The organism is Martinezella sp. CNPSo 3732, from assembly GCF_057784515.1.
Map to the genome: position 1 here is coordinate 163,539 of NZ_JBXSOO010000003.1, position 13,455 is coordinate 176,993.

Genomic DNA, 13,455 nt, shown 5'->3' on the forward strand with positions numbered 1-13,455 from the left:
TTCTCCCATGCGCTATCACTTCGATTTCGGCTGGCTTGCCGAATACTATCCCACGCTGATCAAGGGCGTTCTCGTCACGGTGGAGCTGACCCTTATCGGCGCTGTGCTTGGCATTATCCTCGGAATTGCATGCGCCTGGGCTCGCGCACTTGGCCCGAGCTGGCTCAAACCCTTCGTGGCTGCCTATGTCGAGCTCATCCGCAATACGCCGTTTCTGATCCAGCTCTTCTTCATTTTCTTTGGCCTGCCCGGCATCGGCGTTCAGATGAACGAAATGACCGCCGCCAATCTCGCCATGATCATCAATCTCGGCGCCTATAGCTGCGAGATCATCCGCGCCGGCATACAGGCAACGCCCCGCGGTCAGTTCGAAGCCGGCGCCAGCCTCGCCATGACCCGGTTCGAAACCTTCCGGCATGTCGTCCTCGTTCCGTCCCTGCAGCGCATCTGGCCGGCATTGTCCTCTCAGGTCGTCATCGTCATGCTCGGCTCCTCCGTCGTCTCGCAGATCGCCGCCGAAGACCTGACCTTCGCGGCAAACTTCATCCAGTCGCGTTCATTCCGCGCCTTCGAGGCTTATTTCGTGTCCACGGCGATCTACCTCGCGCTGGCGATCCTGCTTCGACAGATACTCGCGGTCGTGGGCAAGATGATCTTTCCACGCAGGGTCCGCCAATGATCCAGTTCACCACATGGGATATCCTGCGCGGCCTGCTGCTGGCGGCACGCTGGACGATATTGCTGTCGCTCGTCTCCTTTGCGGGGGGCGCCATCGTTGGCGCGATCCTCCTGTTCCTGCGGATCGGCAAGGCCAGGGCCGGCCGCATCGCGGTCAGATATTTCGTCGAGCTGTTCCAGGGCACGCCGCTGCTGATGCAGCTCTTCCTGGCTTTCTTTGGTCTCGGGCTTTTCGGGATCGACGTGCCGGCCTGGTTGGCTGCCGGCGTCGCACTCACCCTCTGGTCGGCTGCCTTCCTGACCGAAATCTGGCGTGGTTGCGTCGAAGCTGTGGCCAAAGGCCAATGGGAGGCTTCGGCAAGTCTCGGTATGGGCTATCTGCAGCAGATGCGCTACGTCATCCTGCCCCAGGCGCTGCGCATCGCCGTGCCGCCGACCGTCGGCTTCTCCGTACAGGTCGTCAAGGGCACGGCCCTGACCTCCATCATCGGCTTCGTCGAGCTATCTAAGGCCGGCACCGTCATCACCAACGCGACCTTCCAGCCATTCACCGTCTACGGCTTTGTCGCACTCATCTATTTCGCCCTGTGCTGGCCGCTTTCGAAAAGCAGTCAGATCTTGGAGAGGAAGCTCAATGTCGCTCATCGAAATCACTGAAGTCCGCAAGAGCTTCGGCACCAACGAAGTCCTGAAGGGCATCAACCTCGATGTCGAGCCCGGCGAAGTCATCGCCATCATCGGCAAGAGCGGTTCGGGGAAATCGACGCTGCTGCGCTGCATCAACGGGCTGGAGACGATCAATGACGGCTCGATCTCCGTCGCAGGCGCGCAGCTTTTGCCTGACGACCTGCATCTGAAGGCGCTTCGGCTGAAGGTCGGCATGATCTTCCAGCAGTTCAATCTCTTCCCGCATCTGAGCGCGGGACGCAACGTCATGCTCTCGCAGATGGTCGTCAAGAAGACCGCCAAAGCCGAAGCCGAGGCGATGGCGCGGTGCATGCTCGACCGTGTCGGCCTCGGGCACAAGTTCGACGCCTATCCGGATGAACTCTCCGGCGGCCAGCAACAGCGCGTCGCCATCGCAAGAGCACTCGCCATGCAGCCGATCGCGCTTCTCTGCGATGAAATCACCTCCGCGCTGGACCCGGAGCTGGTCGCGGAAGTTCTCGCCGTTGTGCGCGAACTGGCCAGCGAAGGCATGACGCTGCTGATGGTGACCCATGAGATGAAATTCGCCCGGGACGTCTGCTCACGCGTGGTTTTCATGCACCAGGGTCGCGTGCACGAAATCGGACCGCCCGGCGATGTCTTCGCCGACCCGCAAACGCCAGAGCTCAAGCAGTTCCTCGGCCTGCATTGAGAGCCGGCAAGCCCGCCTAGCCAGTTCTTTGAACCATAGTGTTCCAGGCACCCGGAGCAATGCCGAACGCCTTCTTGAAATGCCGGGTGAGATGGCTCTGATCGGCAAACCCGGTTGCGGCGGCCACTTCCGCGATCGGCTCTCCCGCGCCAATCATCGCCTTTGCCTGCTGCAGCCGCCGCATCAGCAGGAACCGATGCGGGCTTGTTGCAAAGGCGGCACGGAAATGCCGCGCCAGTGCAAAGCGATCTAGACCGGTGATGCGCTCCAATTCCTGCGAGCGCACACCCCGCGTGACATGCGCCTCGAGATAGTCCCGCGCAGTCTTCACTTGCCCCCAGGCAATGCTACCCAAGGGCCGTTGCGGCAAACGGGCATGCTGGACAAGTCCGTCGGTGAGCCGCGAGACGAAATCGTCGACGAAGAGCTCATCCAGCTCGCGATCGAGCTCGCCGAGCGCCGCCAGCAACAAGCCGGCGAGACGATTGTCCTCCACCACGGGGTCATCGACGAAAGGCAGGCCGACGCGCGCCACCTCAAGGCATTGAAACAGCACCGATGGTTCCAGATAAAGCATCCGGTACACGAGGCCGTCCTCGGTCGCGGCTCCGCCGTCATGCAGCTCGTCCGGATGAAGAATGATCACCCGCCCCGGCAAGCTGTAGCGCTGTTCGCCACGATAGCGGAACGTCTGCACGCCGCGCATGGTGACGCCAAGCGCATAAGTATCGTGCCGATGCAGCTCGAAAGCATCGCCGCGAAACTGCGCCTGGATGCGCTCGATACCCGGATAGGCCGGCGCGGACAGGATGCGGTTGGCCTCCGGCGTCACGCACAAACGTTCAAGACCCTCGAAGATCTGTCCGGTTACATCCTCGCGCAATGTCCCATTTCCAGACTGCATGAAAGTGACCATCGATGTTCGATACCAAAATCGCGATCGTTCTGCGAAGCGACCTTCAATCCTGGCAAAAGCTGAATGTAACGGCCTTCCTGTCGACAGGCATAGCCGGACAGCATCCAGATATCATCGGAGAAGCCTATCGCGATCGCACTGGCAACGTCTACAACGCTTTGTCAATCCAGCCCATCATCGTGCTCTCGGCCGACAAGGAGAGGATTACCGCCATCCACCGCCGCTCGCTGGAGCGTGGTGTCACGTCTTCCATCTTCATCGAGGAAATGTTTTCAACCGGCCATGATGCGGCCAACCGCGCCGTCTTTTCCGAATTCGCACCGGAAGATGCCAAGGTCGTCGGCATCGCCTTGCGCGCGGACAAGAAAATCGTCGACAAGATCACCAAGGGTGCGAGCATGCACGCGTGATCGGATGCGCAAGGAAAACGGCCGGATCGTGAGACCCGGCCGTCTTTGTTGAAAAGGCTTAGCCGTTCTGCGTGATCGGTGCGATCTGGATCTCGACGCGGCGGTTCTGCGCGCGACCGGCCTCGGTCGCATTCGTTGCAACCGGCTGCGATGGACCGAAGCCGATGGCCGACATGCGGCGCTGATCGATGCCCTGACTGCCGAGGTAGGACGCGACCGATCCGGCGCGGCGCTCGGACAGATCCTGGTTATGCTGCAGGCTGCCAGTCGAATCCGTATGACCGTTGACGTCGATCAGCGTGCGGTTGAACTTGCGCAGAACGATCGCGACAGAATTCAGTGTCGAGAAGAATTCCGGCTTGATCGCGTCCTGGTCGATGTCGAAAGTGATTGCCGACGGCATATTCAGGATGATGCGGTCGCCGACGCGGGTGACCGAAACGCCGGTGCCTTGCAGCTGTGCACGCAGCTCTGATTCTTGCTGGTCCATATAATTGCCGATGCCCGCACCTGCGAGCGCACCGACGCCTGCGCCGATCAGCGCGGCATTCCGGCGCGAGGCCGGCGAATGGCCGATCAGAAGGCCGGCAACGGCGCCGACACCGGCGCCGATCGCCGCACCGCCTGCGGTATTCGATACCTTCTGCTCACCCGTATAGGGGTCGGTGGTGGTGCATGCGTTCAAAAAGGCTGCCGCTAGGGCAAAAATAGCAATTTTCTTGATCATAGAATCGTCGCTCTCCGGTTCGATGGCCGCAGCAGATATGAAGCATTGCGGCAATATCATGAAGAGAAATCTTATCCAGACCCTTGTCCCCTGTGCATAGAGCGTCGGCAAAGCTTTTTGGCGAAGCCGGCTCATCCGGAAGCGTGGAGCCTGCCATTTCCGACCCCACCAACTTCGACGCCGCACACCTGCAATCAGTGATTCTGGAAGAGCTGCAGAACCGTATTGTAGCTCGCATTGGCAATCGCCAGAGATTGCAGCCCGAGTTGTTGCTGGGCCTGCAGCGCCAGAACCTTGCTCGACTGCTGCTCCATATCGGCATCCACGAGTTTGCCGACGCCGCTGGTCAGCGAATCGTTGAGATTCTTGGCAAACTCGGTCTGAAGATTGATACGCGCTTCGAGGGAGCCGAAGGCGGATCCGATCGTCTTGAGCTGGTTCAGCATTCCCGTCACGGTGTTGACCATGTCGACAATGGCGCCCCCGGTCGTATTGGCATCGAGCGAAATCTCCACCTGGCCGCTCGTATTGCCGTTCTTGCTGCTGATCAGCACATAATTCTTGGCCGCTCCGGCTTCGGTGGCGAAAGACGTCGACGTCAGCACGCCATATCCGCCGGTACCGCTCGACTGATCATCGATCAGATAGCGCGCATCGGCTGAGGTGATCGGCCCGGTCGTCGAGCTGACGCCCGCATAGCTTAGCATGCCGATCGTCACGGTGCCGTTGGTGCCCCGGATAAGGGAGCCTGGAATTTCATGGGGATCAGTCGGGTCCGCACCGTCTTGCAGCACGGTCCAGTTGACCCCGTTGAACGTGGCCGACTCCCCGACGCTGCGCAGCTGCTGCTTGAGCTCGGTGATCTCGTCGTTGAGCTTCGTTTTATCGACGCTGGTCTCATAGGCGCCGACGAGCTTCGTCCTGATTTCGGTCACGACGTCGATCGCGCTGCTGACACCCGTGGAAGCGGTGCTGACGGTCGAGGCGGCTAGACCAAGCGCATCCTGAACCGACGAAATCGCGCCGATATCGGTATGCGTCAAAGTCGAGATTTTCCAGTATGTGGCATTGTCTCTGGCCGACTGAACCCGTAGGCCCGACGACATCTGTCGTTCGGCGTTACCCAGTTTGGTCTGGGTGTCCCTCAGCACTTCCAGTGCTGTATTCACGGAGGGACTGACCCTGATGAAGGTCGAAAAAATACTCACGGCACATGAACTCCGGACGCAACAATACGCAACAAATACAAGGAGACATCGGAACCTTGCCGCGGGCGCTCATGCGCGCGGGCCGAGTGTGTCGGCGAACGGGGAACGAGGCAAAACAACGCCTGCGCTCCAGCGGTTACATACCGACATGATTAGCAAACATGCTTAAAAAAGCGCTAAACGATACCCCTGATTTACCATAAATAAGCGCAACGCCCGCAACGGGCGCAACCTGCCGACCTACTCCGCCGCACGAAGATTGGTGAGCTTCGCGCGCAGCGCCGCGTCCGACATCTCGTCATGCAGCCGCTGCTCTTCATGCGTCTGCGGTTTTGCAAAGCGGGCAATCAGCAGATAGGCGACCGGCGTGATGTAAAGCGTGACTAGGGTCGCAAACCCCAGGCCGCCAACGATCACCCATCCGAGCGCGACGCGCGCTTCCGCACCCGCGCCCTCCGCAAAGACGAGCGGCACGCCGCCGAGAATGGTCGCAATCATCGTCATCATGACCGGCCGCAAACGCAGCGCGCAGGCCTTTTCGATCGCCTCACGCACACCCTCCCCCTTATCGCGCAGCTGATTGGCAAACTCGACGATCAGGATGCCGTTCTTGGCCATGACACCGACGAGCAGCACCAGGCCGATCTGGCTGTAGATGTTGAGGCTCGATCCGGTGATGACGAGCGCAAAGACGGCACAGGCAAGGCCGAGCGGCACCGTGGACATGATGATGATCGACGACAGCACGCTTTCGAACTGCGCGGCGAGCACCAGGAAGATGATGACGATGGCAAAACCGAAGGTCAGGGCCATGCCGCTGGAATTCTCCTCCAGTGTCGCCGCTTCGGCGAGCGGCATCAACCGCGAACCAGGCGGCAGGAGCGGCGCTGCGATCCGCGTGACTTCCTCGACCGCCTGCCCGAGCGACATGCCGTTCTTGAGCCCGGCCGTGATCGCAACCGAGGCCAGCTGCTGCTCGCGGGTCAGCTGCGGCGCAACCGCATTCTCCTTCAACGACGCAATGACCGACATCGGCACGATCTTGCCGTCGCCGGTCTTGAGGAAGACATTTTCGAGGTCCGTAGGATCGTCGATCGGTCGCATCGTCGACGTCAAAAGCACCGGATAGGATTCGCCGGCGACAAATACGTCGACGACGGAGCGGCCCTCAAGCAACGACTGCAAGGCCACTGAAAGACCTGAAATGTCGACCCCGAGATCGGAAGCGCGCTCACGATCGATGGTGACGGAGACCTGAGCCTGTGTCGGCTCGTTGTTCAGCCGCGGCGTATCGAATTGGCCGGTCTTGTCGAGTTCTTGCACGAGTTTCAGGGCTGCTTCGGTCAGCGCTTCGTGATTGTTGCCGATGAGCGCCATCTGCACGCCGCTGCCTGCGCCACGGATGCGCAGGCTGTTGGCCTGGATGATATTGCCACGAAGAGCCGGCACGCCTGCCATGGCTTTGTTGATATCGGTGACGATATCCTGCTGCGTACGATGACGCTCACTCCAAGGCGCCAGCGTCAGCACCATGAAGCCGCTGTTCTTCTGGCTGTTCATGCCTGAAATCGCGTAGATATTTCGTATATCGCCGCTGTCCATCAGCGGCTGCAGCCGCTCTTCGACGCGCTGCAATTGATCCTTGGTATAATCGAGGCCTGCGCCTTGCGGCGTGGTGAGACGCAACATGACCATCGCCCGATCCTCGCTCGGCGTCAGCTCGCTCTTGACGTTTACGAACGCCAGGACGGCTGCAGCCGAAAGCACGGCACAGAAGACGATGACGACGAAAGGCGCATTGAGACAGGCCTTGAGGGTACGACGATAGACACTGGAGAAAAGCTCGCCGAAACGCCCGAGCGCGCCATGCTCCTCGCGCATCTCTTTGGTCAGCATGCGCGAGGCAAGCATGGGGCACAGCGTCAGCGCTACGATCGATGAGAGGCCTACAGAGAAGGCAAGCACGAAGCCGAATTCGCGGAACAGGCCGCCCACCTGCCCCGGCAGGAAGGACAGCGGAATGAACACAGCGGCGAGCGTTGCCGTCGTTGCGATGACCGCGAAAAAGACTTCTCGCGTACCGAGAACAGCGGCGGCGCGCGGCCCGATCTTCTCCGCCCGGCGACGAACGATATTCTCCAGTACGACGATGGCGTCGTCGACCACGAGGCCGGTCGCAAGCACGATCGCCAGCAGCGTCAGGATATTGACGGAGAATCCCACCATATAGAGCGCGGCAAGCGTGCCGATCAGCGCTACCGGCATGGTGACGACTGGGATCAACGTCGCCCGCCAGTCGCGCAGGAAGAGATAGATGACTGCGGTGACGATCAGCGCCGACAGGACGAGCGCCAGCACGACCTCGTGGATCGCCCCCTGAATGAACAGCGCGTCATCGCTGGTGATGACGATGCGCGTACCCTCGGGCAACGATTTCGACAGCTGCGCAACGACGGCCTTCACGCCTTCGGAAATATTCAAGGTATTCGACTGCGCCTGGCGAATGATGCCGAGGCCGACGCCCTGTACGCCGTTCGAGCGCAGCGCGGTCGTGCCGTCCCTCGGTCCGAGCGTCACGGTCGCGACATCGGAGAGCCGCACGCGGTTCTTGATAATCAGCCGGGAGAAATCCTCCGGCGTCTGCAATGCGGCCGTTGCGCGCACGACGATATCCTGGCGCGCGCTCTTCAACGATCCGGCCGGCACGTCGAGCGCCGCGGTCGCAAGCGCTGTCGTCAGATCGCCGATCGTCAGGCCGCGCCCGGCAAGAGCCGCCTGATCGACATCGATGCGGAAGACCTTCTCCTGATCGCCATAGAGCTCGACATCGGCAACGCCTTCGACGGAGGCCAGCCGGTCAGTGATCTCCTTGTCGACGAGCTGCGTCAGGTCGTCCATCGTCATCGTACTCGAGGTGACGGCAAGCCGCATGATCGGCTGTGAATCCGAATCCGCCTTGACGATCTGCGGCGCATCCGCCTGATCCGGCAATTGTTCGGTGATGCGGCCGATAGCGTCGCGGACATCGTTCGCGGCAACCGAAAGATCGGTCGCGTCGGAAAATTCCAGCGTCACCCGGCTCTGGCCGAAGGACGAGCTGGAGGAGACCGATTTCAGGCCGCTGACGCGGGCGACCGCCCCTTCGATGATCTTCGTCAGCTCCTGATCCACCGTCTGGGGAGAAGCGCCGTCAAACACGGTCCTGACGGTCACGACCGGACGGTCGACATCGGGCAGTTCTCTCACTTCGACGCCGAAATAGGCGGCGAGACCGGCGACGACCATCAGCGTGTTGAAGACCAGCGCCAGGATCGGCCGGCGCACGAAAAGCGCGGTAAAGGATTGCTTGGCCGCCGCCGAGCCGGCATCCGTCATGTCATCGCCATCGGTCATCGTTGGGTGATGACCTCCTTGGCCTGGGCGACATCGCGGGCAAAGCGAACCTCGCCGCCTTCGGTCACGCGCTGCAATCCCTCGATGACGATGAGATCGCCATTGTGAAGATCGCCGCGGACCAGCACCGCATCCGGATTGCGCTGCACGATGCTGACGCGCACCTTCGAGGATTTGCCGTCGACGACGCGCCAGACATGCGCACCCGCTCCATCCCATTGGACGGCGAGCGGATCGACGGAGGGATAGGATTCTCCGGCAAAGCGCATGCCGACATTGAAGGACATGCCGGCGCGCAGAACATCGGAGGCATTGTCGATCCGGGCGCGCACACGCAACGTCCGGCTCGCGCCGTCAACACGATTGTCGACTGCCTCGACAACGCCCGAAAATGCCCGCCCCGGCAATGCCACGGACGTCGCTTCCACCGGCTGGTCGACCTTGACGGTGTTGGCGAAGCGTTCCGGCACCCAATAATCCACCAGGATTTCCGAGCGGTCGTCCAGCATCACGATATTGGTCGTCGTCGTCACGTTGTCGCCGACGACCACAGGCACGATGCCAACGATCCCGTCGATCGGCGCAACCACATCACGGCGCTTCAGCGCCAGCTCGGCCGATTGCAGCGCCAGCTTGGCGCCCTGCTCCACGATCTCCGCATCGAACACATCCATGCGCGAGACGGTGGATTTGATGTTGCGGTAGAGTTGGGATTTTTCGACGGCACTCTTCAGCGCCACCTCCGCCTGACCGCGAGCGATGATCTGCTCGTCGTCGTCGAGACGCGCCAGCACCTGCCCCTGCTTCACCCTGTCACCTGACTTTATGAGAATTTCCCGGATCGTGCCCGCCGCCTGCGGCATGACGACGACCGAGCGGATGGCGTCGCCGGTACCGATGGCGCTCAGGCGATCATTGACGACGCCGCTGACCACAGGCTCAGTGACGACAAGCGGTATGTTCTGGCCGCGCCGTCCGCCGGAGCTTGCCTTCGTCTCCGCCTTTCCGTCCGCCGCGTCATGGTGCGGAGCAATCCAGGCCACGACGGTCTCGGGAACGCCGACCTTCTGCAGCAAGCCCGCCGCACTTGGCATGAAGGCCACGACAGCGGCTATGCCGGCTGCCAGCAAGAGAAAAGACAAGGAAAGCTGCTTCCAGGCGGTCATGCACGTCTCCGGCTCGTTGTGTCAGAGGCGATGAAATCGCGTCGTTGGTTTTTAGTACGGCCCCTCTCACCCAGCGCACTTACAGGGCCAATCTCGGTTCGGGCGGCTCCATAACGCAAGATTGTGCCCGATTTGCTGCAATATCGTGTTTTTGTACATATGCAGCAAGTTCTGCGACAGATTATGACAAAGTTGTAATCTTGGTGCGGACAACGAAACGTTTTACTCGGGGGCCAGACCGATCCGTTCCGATGCGAAAAACAGGCTTCGGTCAAGCATTATGCCCTGTGAATGTGCACTTTTTGTTCTAGTTTCGGCCCGTTTCTTTTGCCTTTCGGGGTAGAATCATTACATTGGGCCGCATGACCATTGGACATGACGACATTCCCTTCTTTGACGAGGAGCCGGAGCATATGGCGCCGCGCCGTTCTGCGCCGGCTGCCGGCAGCAACAGCGGCGGCATTGCTGCTCGCGCCATGGCGGCACGCGACAGCGGCCGCCGGCCGGATTATCTCTCGGGCCTTAATCCGGAACAGACGGAAGCCGTGGAAACGCTCGACGGCCCCGTGCTGGTGCTTGCCGGCGCCGGCACCGGCAAGACGCGCGTACTGACCACCCGCATCGCCCATATCCTTTCCACCAACCGCGCCTTCCCCAGCCAGATCCTCGCCGTGACTTTTACCAACAAGGCGGCGCGCGAGATGAAGGAACGCATCGCGCTGCTGGTCGGCGGCGCGGTCGAAGGCATGCCCTGGCTCGGCACCTTCCACTCGATCGGTGTCAAGCTGCTGCGCCGTCATGCCGAACTGGTCGGCCTCACCTCCAGCTTCACTATCCTAGATACCGACGATGTCATCCGCCTGATCAAGCAACTGATCCAGGCTGAAGGGCTCGACGACAAGCGCTGGCCGGCCAAGCAATTTGCCGGCATGATCGACACCTGGAAGAACAAGGGCCTGAGCCCCGCCGATATTCCGGAGGGTGACGCCCGCGCCTTTGCCAACGGCAAGGGCCGCGAGCTCTATGCCGCCTACCAGAACCGCCTGAAGACGCTGAACGCCTGCGACTTCGGCGATCTCCTGCTGCATCCGATCAATATATTCAGGCAGAATCCTGATATCCTCAAGGATTATCACCAGCGCTTCCGCTACATCCTCGTCGACGAGTATCAGGATACCAACACGGCGCAATATATGTGGCTGCGCCTGCTAGCGCAGCGGCAGAAGGGCGAGCCTCAGAATGTCTGCTGCGTCGGCGACGACGACCAGTCGATCTATGGCTGGCGCGGTGCGGAGGTGGACAATATCCTGCGCTTCGAGAAGGATTTTCCGGGCGCCAAGGTCATCAAGCTCGAGCGCAACTATCGCTCCACCGAACATATTCTCGGTGCAGCCGCCCATCTGATCGCTCATAATGAAGGCCGGCTCGGCAAGACGCTGTTCACCGACCGCTCCGACCCCGACGACATCAAGGTGCAGGTGCACGCCTCCTGGGATTCCGAGGAGGAAGCGCGCGCGATCGGCGAAGAGATCGAGCAGCTGCAGCGCAACAAGCACAATCTCAACGACATCGCCATCCTCGTGCGCGCCTCCTTCCAGATGCGCGAGTTCGAAGATCGTTTCGTCACGCTCGGCCTGAATTATCGTGTCGTCGGCGGCCCGCGTTTCTACGAACGCCTCGAAATCCGCGATGCCATGGCCTATTTCCGTCTCGTCTGCCAGCCGGCTGACGATCTCGCCTTCGAGCGCATCATCAACACGCCGAAGCGCGGCCTTGGCGACACCACGGTTCGCGCACTGCACGATTACGCCCGCGTGCGCGATATCCCGATGCTGGCGGCAGCGGCCGATATCATCGAGACGGACGAGATGAAGCCGAAGGCGCGCAAGGCGCTGTTCGACGTCGTGCAGTCCTTCCGCCGTTGGCAGGGCCTGCTCGAAAACATGCCTCATACCGAGCTTGCCGAGCAGATCCTCGAAGAGTCCGGCTATACGGACATGTGGAAGAACGACAAATCGGCGGAAGCGCCGGGGCGCCTGGAAAACCTGAAAGAACTGATCCGCTCCATGGACAGTTTCGAATCCATGCGTGGATTCCTCGAACACGTCGCCCTCGTCATGGATGCCGAGCAGAACGAGAATCTCGACGCCGTCTCCATCATGACGCTGCACTCCGCCAAGGGTCTGGAATTCGACACCGTGTTTCTGCCCGGCTGGGAGGAAGGCCTGTTTCCGCACCAGCGCTCGCTCGACGAAAGCGGCCGCGCCGGCCTCGAAGAAGAGCGCCGCCTGGCCTATGTCGGCATTACGCGCGCCAAGCGCCGCTGCCACATCTGGTTCGTCTCCAACCGCCGCATCCACGGCCTCTGGCAGTCCACGATCCCCTCCCGCTTCCTCGACGAACTGCCGGAAACGCATGTTCAGGTCGCCGAAGTCGAGCAATCCTATGGTGGGTACGGCCGCGGCGGCTACGGCCAGTCCCGCTTCGACAAGGCCGATCCCTTCGCGAATACCTATTCCACGCCCGGCTGGAAACGCGCCCAGGCCAACCGCAACGATGCGACACGCGACAACTGGGGCAGCCGCTCTGGCCATGCGGTCGAGCGCATCGGCTATGGCGAAAGCGGCCCGAAGGTGCGCACCATCGACGGCGAACTGGTGGCCAAGTCCACCTCCTCCGAACCCTCCAAATTCGCCATCGGCGATCGCGTCTTCCACATCAAGTTCGGCAACGGCAATGTCTCGGAGATCGAGGGCAACAAGCTGACGATCGAATTCGACCGCGCCGGGCAGAAAAGGGTGTTGGATGGGTTTGTGGAGAGGGTTTGAGACGACGAGGCCTCTGGATAGAGACCAGAGGCGCGCTGACAGGCGCCGTGGTCCATCCTAGTTCAAAGTGCACGCGTCGAATCCACTGTGGGGCTCCTCATCTCCCATCCCCTCCGTCATCCTCGGGCTTGACCCGAGGATCCAAGCACAAGCGCTTCCACCAAGTGCGCTACCAGTTTGAATCACGACAAGAGTGCAATGCGACGGTCGTGACCAAACCGTTGGCACGCCGATTTCATCCCCAAGCAACGAGGCCTGCGTTTGGATCCCCGGGTCAAGCCCGAGGATGACGGAGTGTGGGGCAAGGGTGGTAAACGCAACACTGCCTGCTCATTCTAGCTCTTGACGGCTATCGTCTCAACCAACACCATACACGCATGAGTGGATACACTTACATCATCACCAACCACAAACGAGGCACGTTATACATCGGCGTCACCGCTGATCTCGAACGCCGCATCTACGAACATCGCGAAGGTCTGACGCCCGGCTTCGCGTGGAAATATGGCTGCACGCGACTCGTCTGGTATGAAGACCACGCCGACATCGTTTCAGCCATACAGCGGGAAAAATCGTTGAAACGCTGGTATCGCCAATGGAAAGTCGAGCTGATCGAAAAAACAAATCCCGATTGGCGGGATTTATACTACGAGCTCTGGTGAAGCCTCACGCTTCCCCCCTCGCCTGTGCATCCCAGTCCTTCAACCACAATCCGAATCTCGCATTTCTGACGGTAGCTGGTGACGCCGCACAAAGGCTCCTGCATCCC

The 13,455-nt window shown here is 60.9% G+C and carries 11 protein-coding genes; 6 read left to right on the forward strand and 5 right to left on the reverse strand.

Annotation, left to right across the window (positions count from 1 at the left end; all coding sequences use genetic code 11):
* The first annotated feature begins 7 nt into the window (after nucleotides 1-7).
* The 3 genes from AC13RM_RS09460 to AC13RM_RS09470 are packed head-to-tail and all read left to right on the forward strand — an operon-like array spanning nucleotide 8 to nucleotide 2,038.
* A complete protein-coding gene (locus AC13RM_RS09460; RefSeq protein WP_440478302.1) occupies nucleotides 8-679 on the forward strand; it encodes an amino acid ABC transporter permease in 672 nt (223 codons plus the stop codon).
* Nucleotides 676-1,335, forward strand: a complete 660-nt coding sequence (locus AC13RM_RS09465; RefSeq protein ID WP_374814975.1) for an amino acid ABC transporter permease — start codon at nucleotides 676-678, stop codon at nucleotides 1,333-1,335. Before AC13RM_RS09460 ends, AC13RM_RS09465 begins: the two co-directional genes overlap by 4 nt.
* Nucleotides 1,313-2,038: an amino acid ABC transporter ATP-binding protein gene (locus tag AC13RM_RS09470; RefSeq protein WP_374814977.1), complete on the forward strand. Its 726-nt coding sequence runs from the start codon at nucleotides 1,313-1,315 to the stop codon at nucleotides 2,036-2,038. The genes AC13RM_RS09465 and AC13RM_RS09470 overlap by 23 nt, the downstream gene beginning before the upstream one ends.
* Before the next feature lie 16 nt (nucleotides 2,039-2,054).
* On the opposite strand, the gene AC13RM_RS09475 is transcribed toward AC13RM_RS09470, so the two are convergent.
* Entirely contained in the window at nucleotides 2,055-2,942 is an 888-nt protein-coding gene (locus AC13RM_RS09475) for an AraC family transcriptional regulator (RefSeq protein WP_374814979.1), read from the reverse strand.
* Between the two features lie 14 nt (nucleotides 2,943-2,956).
* Between AC13RM_RS09475 and AC13RM_RS09480 the strand changes: the two genes are divergently transcribed.
* Entirely contained in the window at nucleotides 2,957-3,364 is a 408-nt protein-coding gene (locus AC13RM_RS09480; RefSeq protein ID WP_488554885.1) for a DUF2000 family protein, read from the forward strand.
* 58 nt (nucleotides 3,365-3,422) lie between these two features.
* Here AC13RM_RS09480 and AC13RM_RS09485 read toward each other — a convergent pair whose 3' ends face one another.
* The 4 genes from AC13RM_RS09485 to AC13RM_RS09500 form a co-directional block, all read right to left on the reverse strand.
* On the reverse strand, nucleotides 3,423-4,091 hold the full coding sequence (locus tag AC13RM_RS09485) for a YiaD family glycine zipper/OmpA-like lipoprotein (protein WP_285171397.1): 669 nt from the start codon (nucleotides 4,089-4,091) through the stop codon (nucleotides 3,423-3,425).
* Nucleotides 4,092-4,285: 194 nt separating this feature from the next.
* Nucleotides 4,286-5,299 (reverse strand): flagellin N-terminal helical domain-containing protein, encoded by a 1,014-nt coding sequence (locus tag AC13RM_RS09490; protein WP_488554886.1) that lies wholly within the window; start codon nucleotides 5,297-5,299, stop codon nucleotides 4,286-4,288.
* A gap of 240 nt (nucleotides 5,300-5,539) precedes the next feature.
* The gene (locus AC13RM_RS09495) at nucleotides 5,540-8,692 is read right to left on the reverse strand and encodes an efflux RND transporter permease subunit (protein WP_488554887.1); all 3,153 of its coding nucleotides are present in this window, start codon (nucleotides 8,690-8,692) and stop codon (nucleotides 5,540-5,542) included.
* The gene (locus AC13RM_RS09500; RefSeq protein ID WP_488554888.1) at nucleotides 8,689-9,858 is read right to left on the reverse strand and encodes an efflux RND transporter periplasmic adaptor subunit; all 1,170 of its coding nucleotides are present in this window, start codon (nucleotides 9,856-9,858) and stop codon (nucleotides 8,689-8,691) included. The genes AC13RM_RS09495 and AC13RM_RS09500 overlap by 4 nt, the downstream gene beginning before the upstream one ends.
* A 362-nt stretch (nucleotides 9,859-10,220) precedes the next feature.
* On the opposite strand from AC13RM_RS09500, the gene AC13RM_RS09505 reads away from it, so the two are divergent.
* Both AC13RM_RS09505 and AC13RM_RS09510 read left to right on the forward strand, forming a co-directional pair.
* Nucleotides 10,221-12,686: an ATP-dependent helicase gene (locus tag AC13RM_RS09505; RefSeq protein WP_488554889.1), complete on the forward strand. Its 2,466-nt coding sequence runs from the start codon at nucleotides 10,221-10,223 to the stop codon at nucleotides 12,684-12,686.
* A 377-nt stretch (nucleotides 12,687-13,063) separates the two neighbouring features.
* On the forward strand, nucleotides 13,064-13,348 hold the full coding sequence (locus tag AC13RM_RS09510; RefSeq protein ID WP_113230537.1) for a GIY-YIG nuclease family protein: 285 nt from the start codon (nucleotides 13,064-13,066) through the stop codon (nucleotides 13,346-13,348).
* The last annotated feature ends 107 nt before the right edge of the window (nucleotides 13,349-13,455 follow it).

What these genes read in the sequence shown, in the direction of transcription:
- AC13RM_RS09460 (WP_440478302.1), top strand. Translation starts at nt 8, where the DNA reads ATGCGCTATCACTTCGATTTCGGCTGGCTTGCCGAATACTATCCCACG.
- AC13RM_RS09465 (WP_374814975.1), top strand. Translation starts at nt 676, where the DNA reads ATGATCCAGTTCACCACATGGGATATCCTGCGCGGCCTGCTGCTGGCG.
- AC13RM_RS09470 (WP_374814977.1), top strand. Translation starts at nt 1,313, where the DNA reads ATGTCGCTCATCGAAATCACTGAAGTCCGCAAGAGCTTCGGCACCAAC.
- AC13RM_RS09475 (WP_374814979.1), bottom strand. Translation starts at nt 2,942, where the DNA reads ATGCAGTCTGGAAATGGGACATTGCGCGAGGATGTAACCGGACAGATC.
- AC13RM_RS09480 (WP_488554885.1), top strand. Translation starts at nt 2,957, where the DNA reads ATGTTCGATACCAAAATCGCGATCGTTCTGCGAAGCGACCTTCAATCC.
- AC13RM_RS09485 (WP_285171397.1), bottom strand. Translation starts at nt 4,091, where the DNA reads ATGATCAAGAAAATTGCTATTTTTGCCCTAGCGGCAGCCTTTTTGAAC.
- AC13RM_RS09495 (WP_488554887.1), bottom strand. Translation starts at nt 8,692, where the DNA reads ATGACCGATGGCGATGACATGACGGATGCCGGCTCGGCGGCGGCCAAG.
- AC13RM_RS09500 (WP_488554888.1), bottom strand. Translation starts at nt 9,858, where the DNA reads ATGACCGCCTGGAAGCAGCTTTCCTTGTCTTTTCTCTTGCTGGCAGCC.
- AC13RM_RS09505 (WP_488554889.1), top strand. Translation starts at nt 10,221, where the DNA reads ATGACCATTGGACATGACGACATTCCCTTCTTTGACGAGGAGCCGGAG.
- AC13RM_RS09510 (WP_113230537.1), top strand. Translation starts at nt 13,064, where the DNA reads ATGAGTGGATACACTTACATCATCACCAACCACAAACGAGGCACGTTA.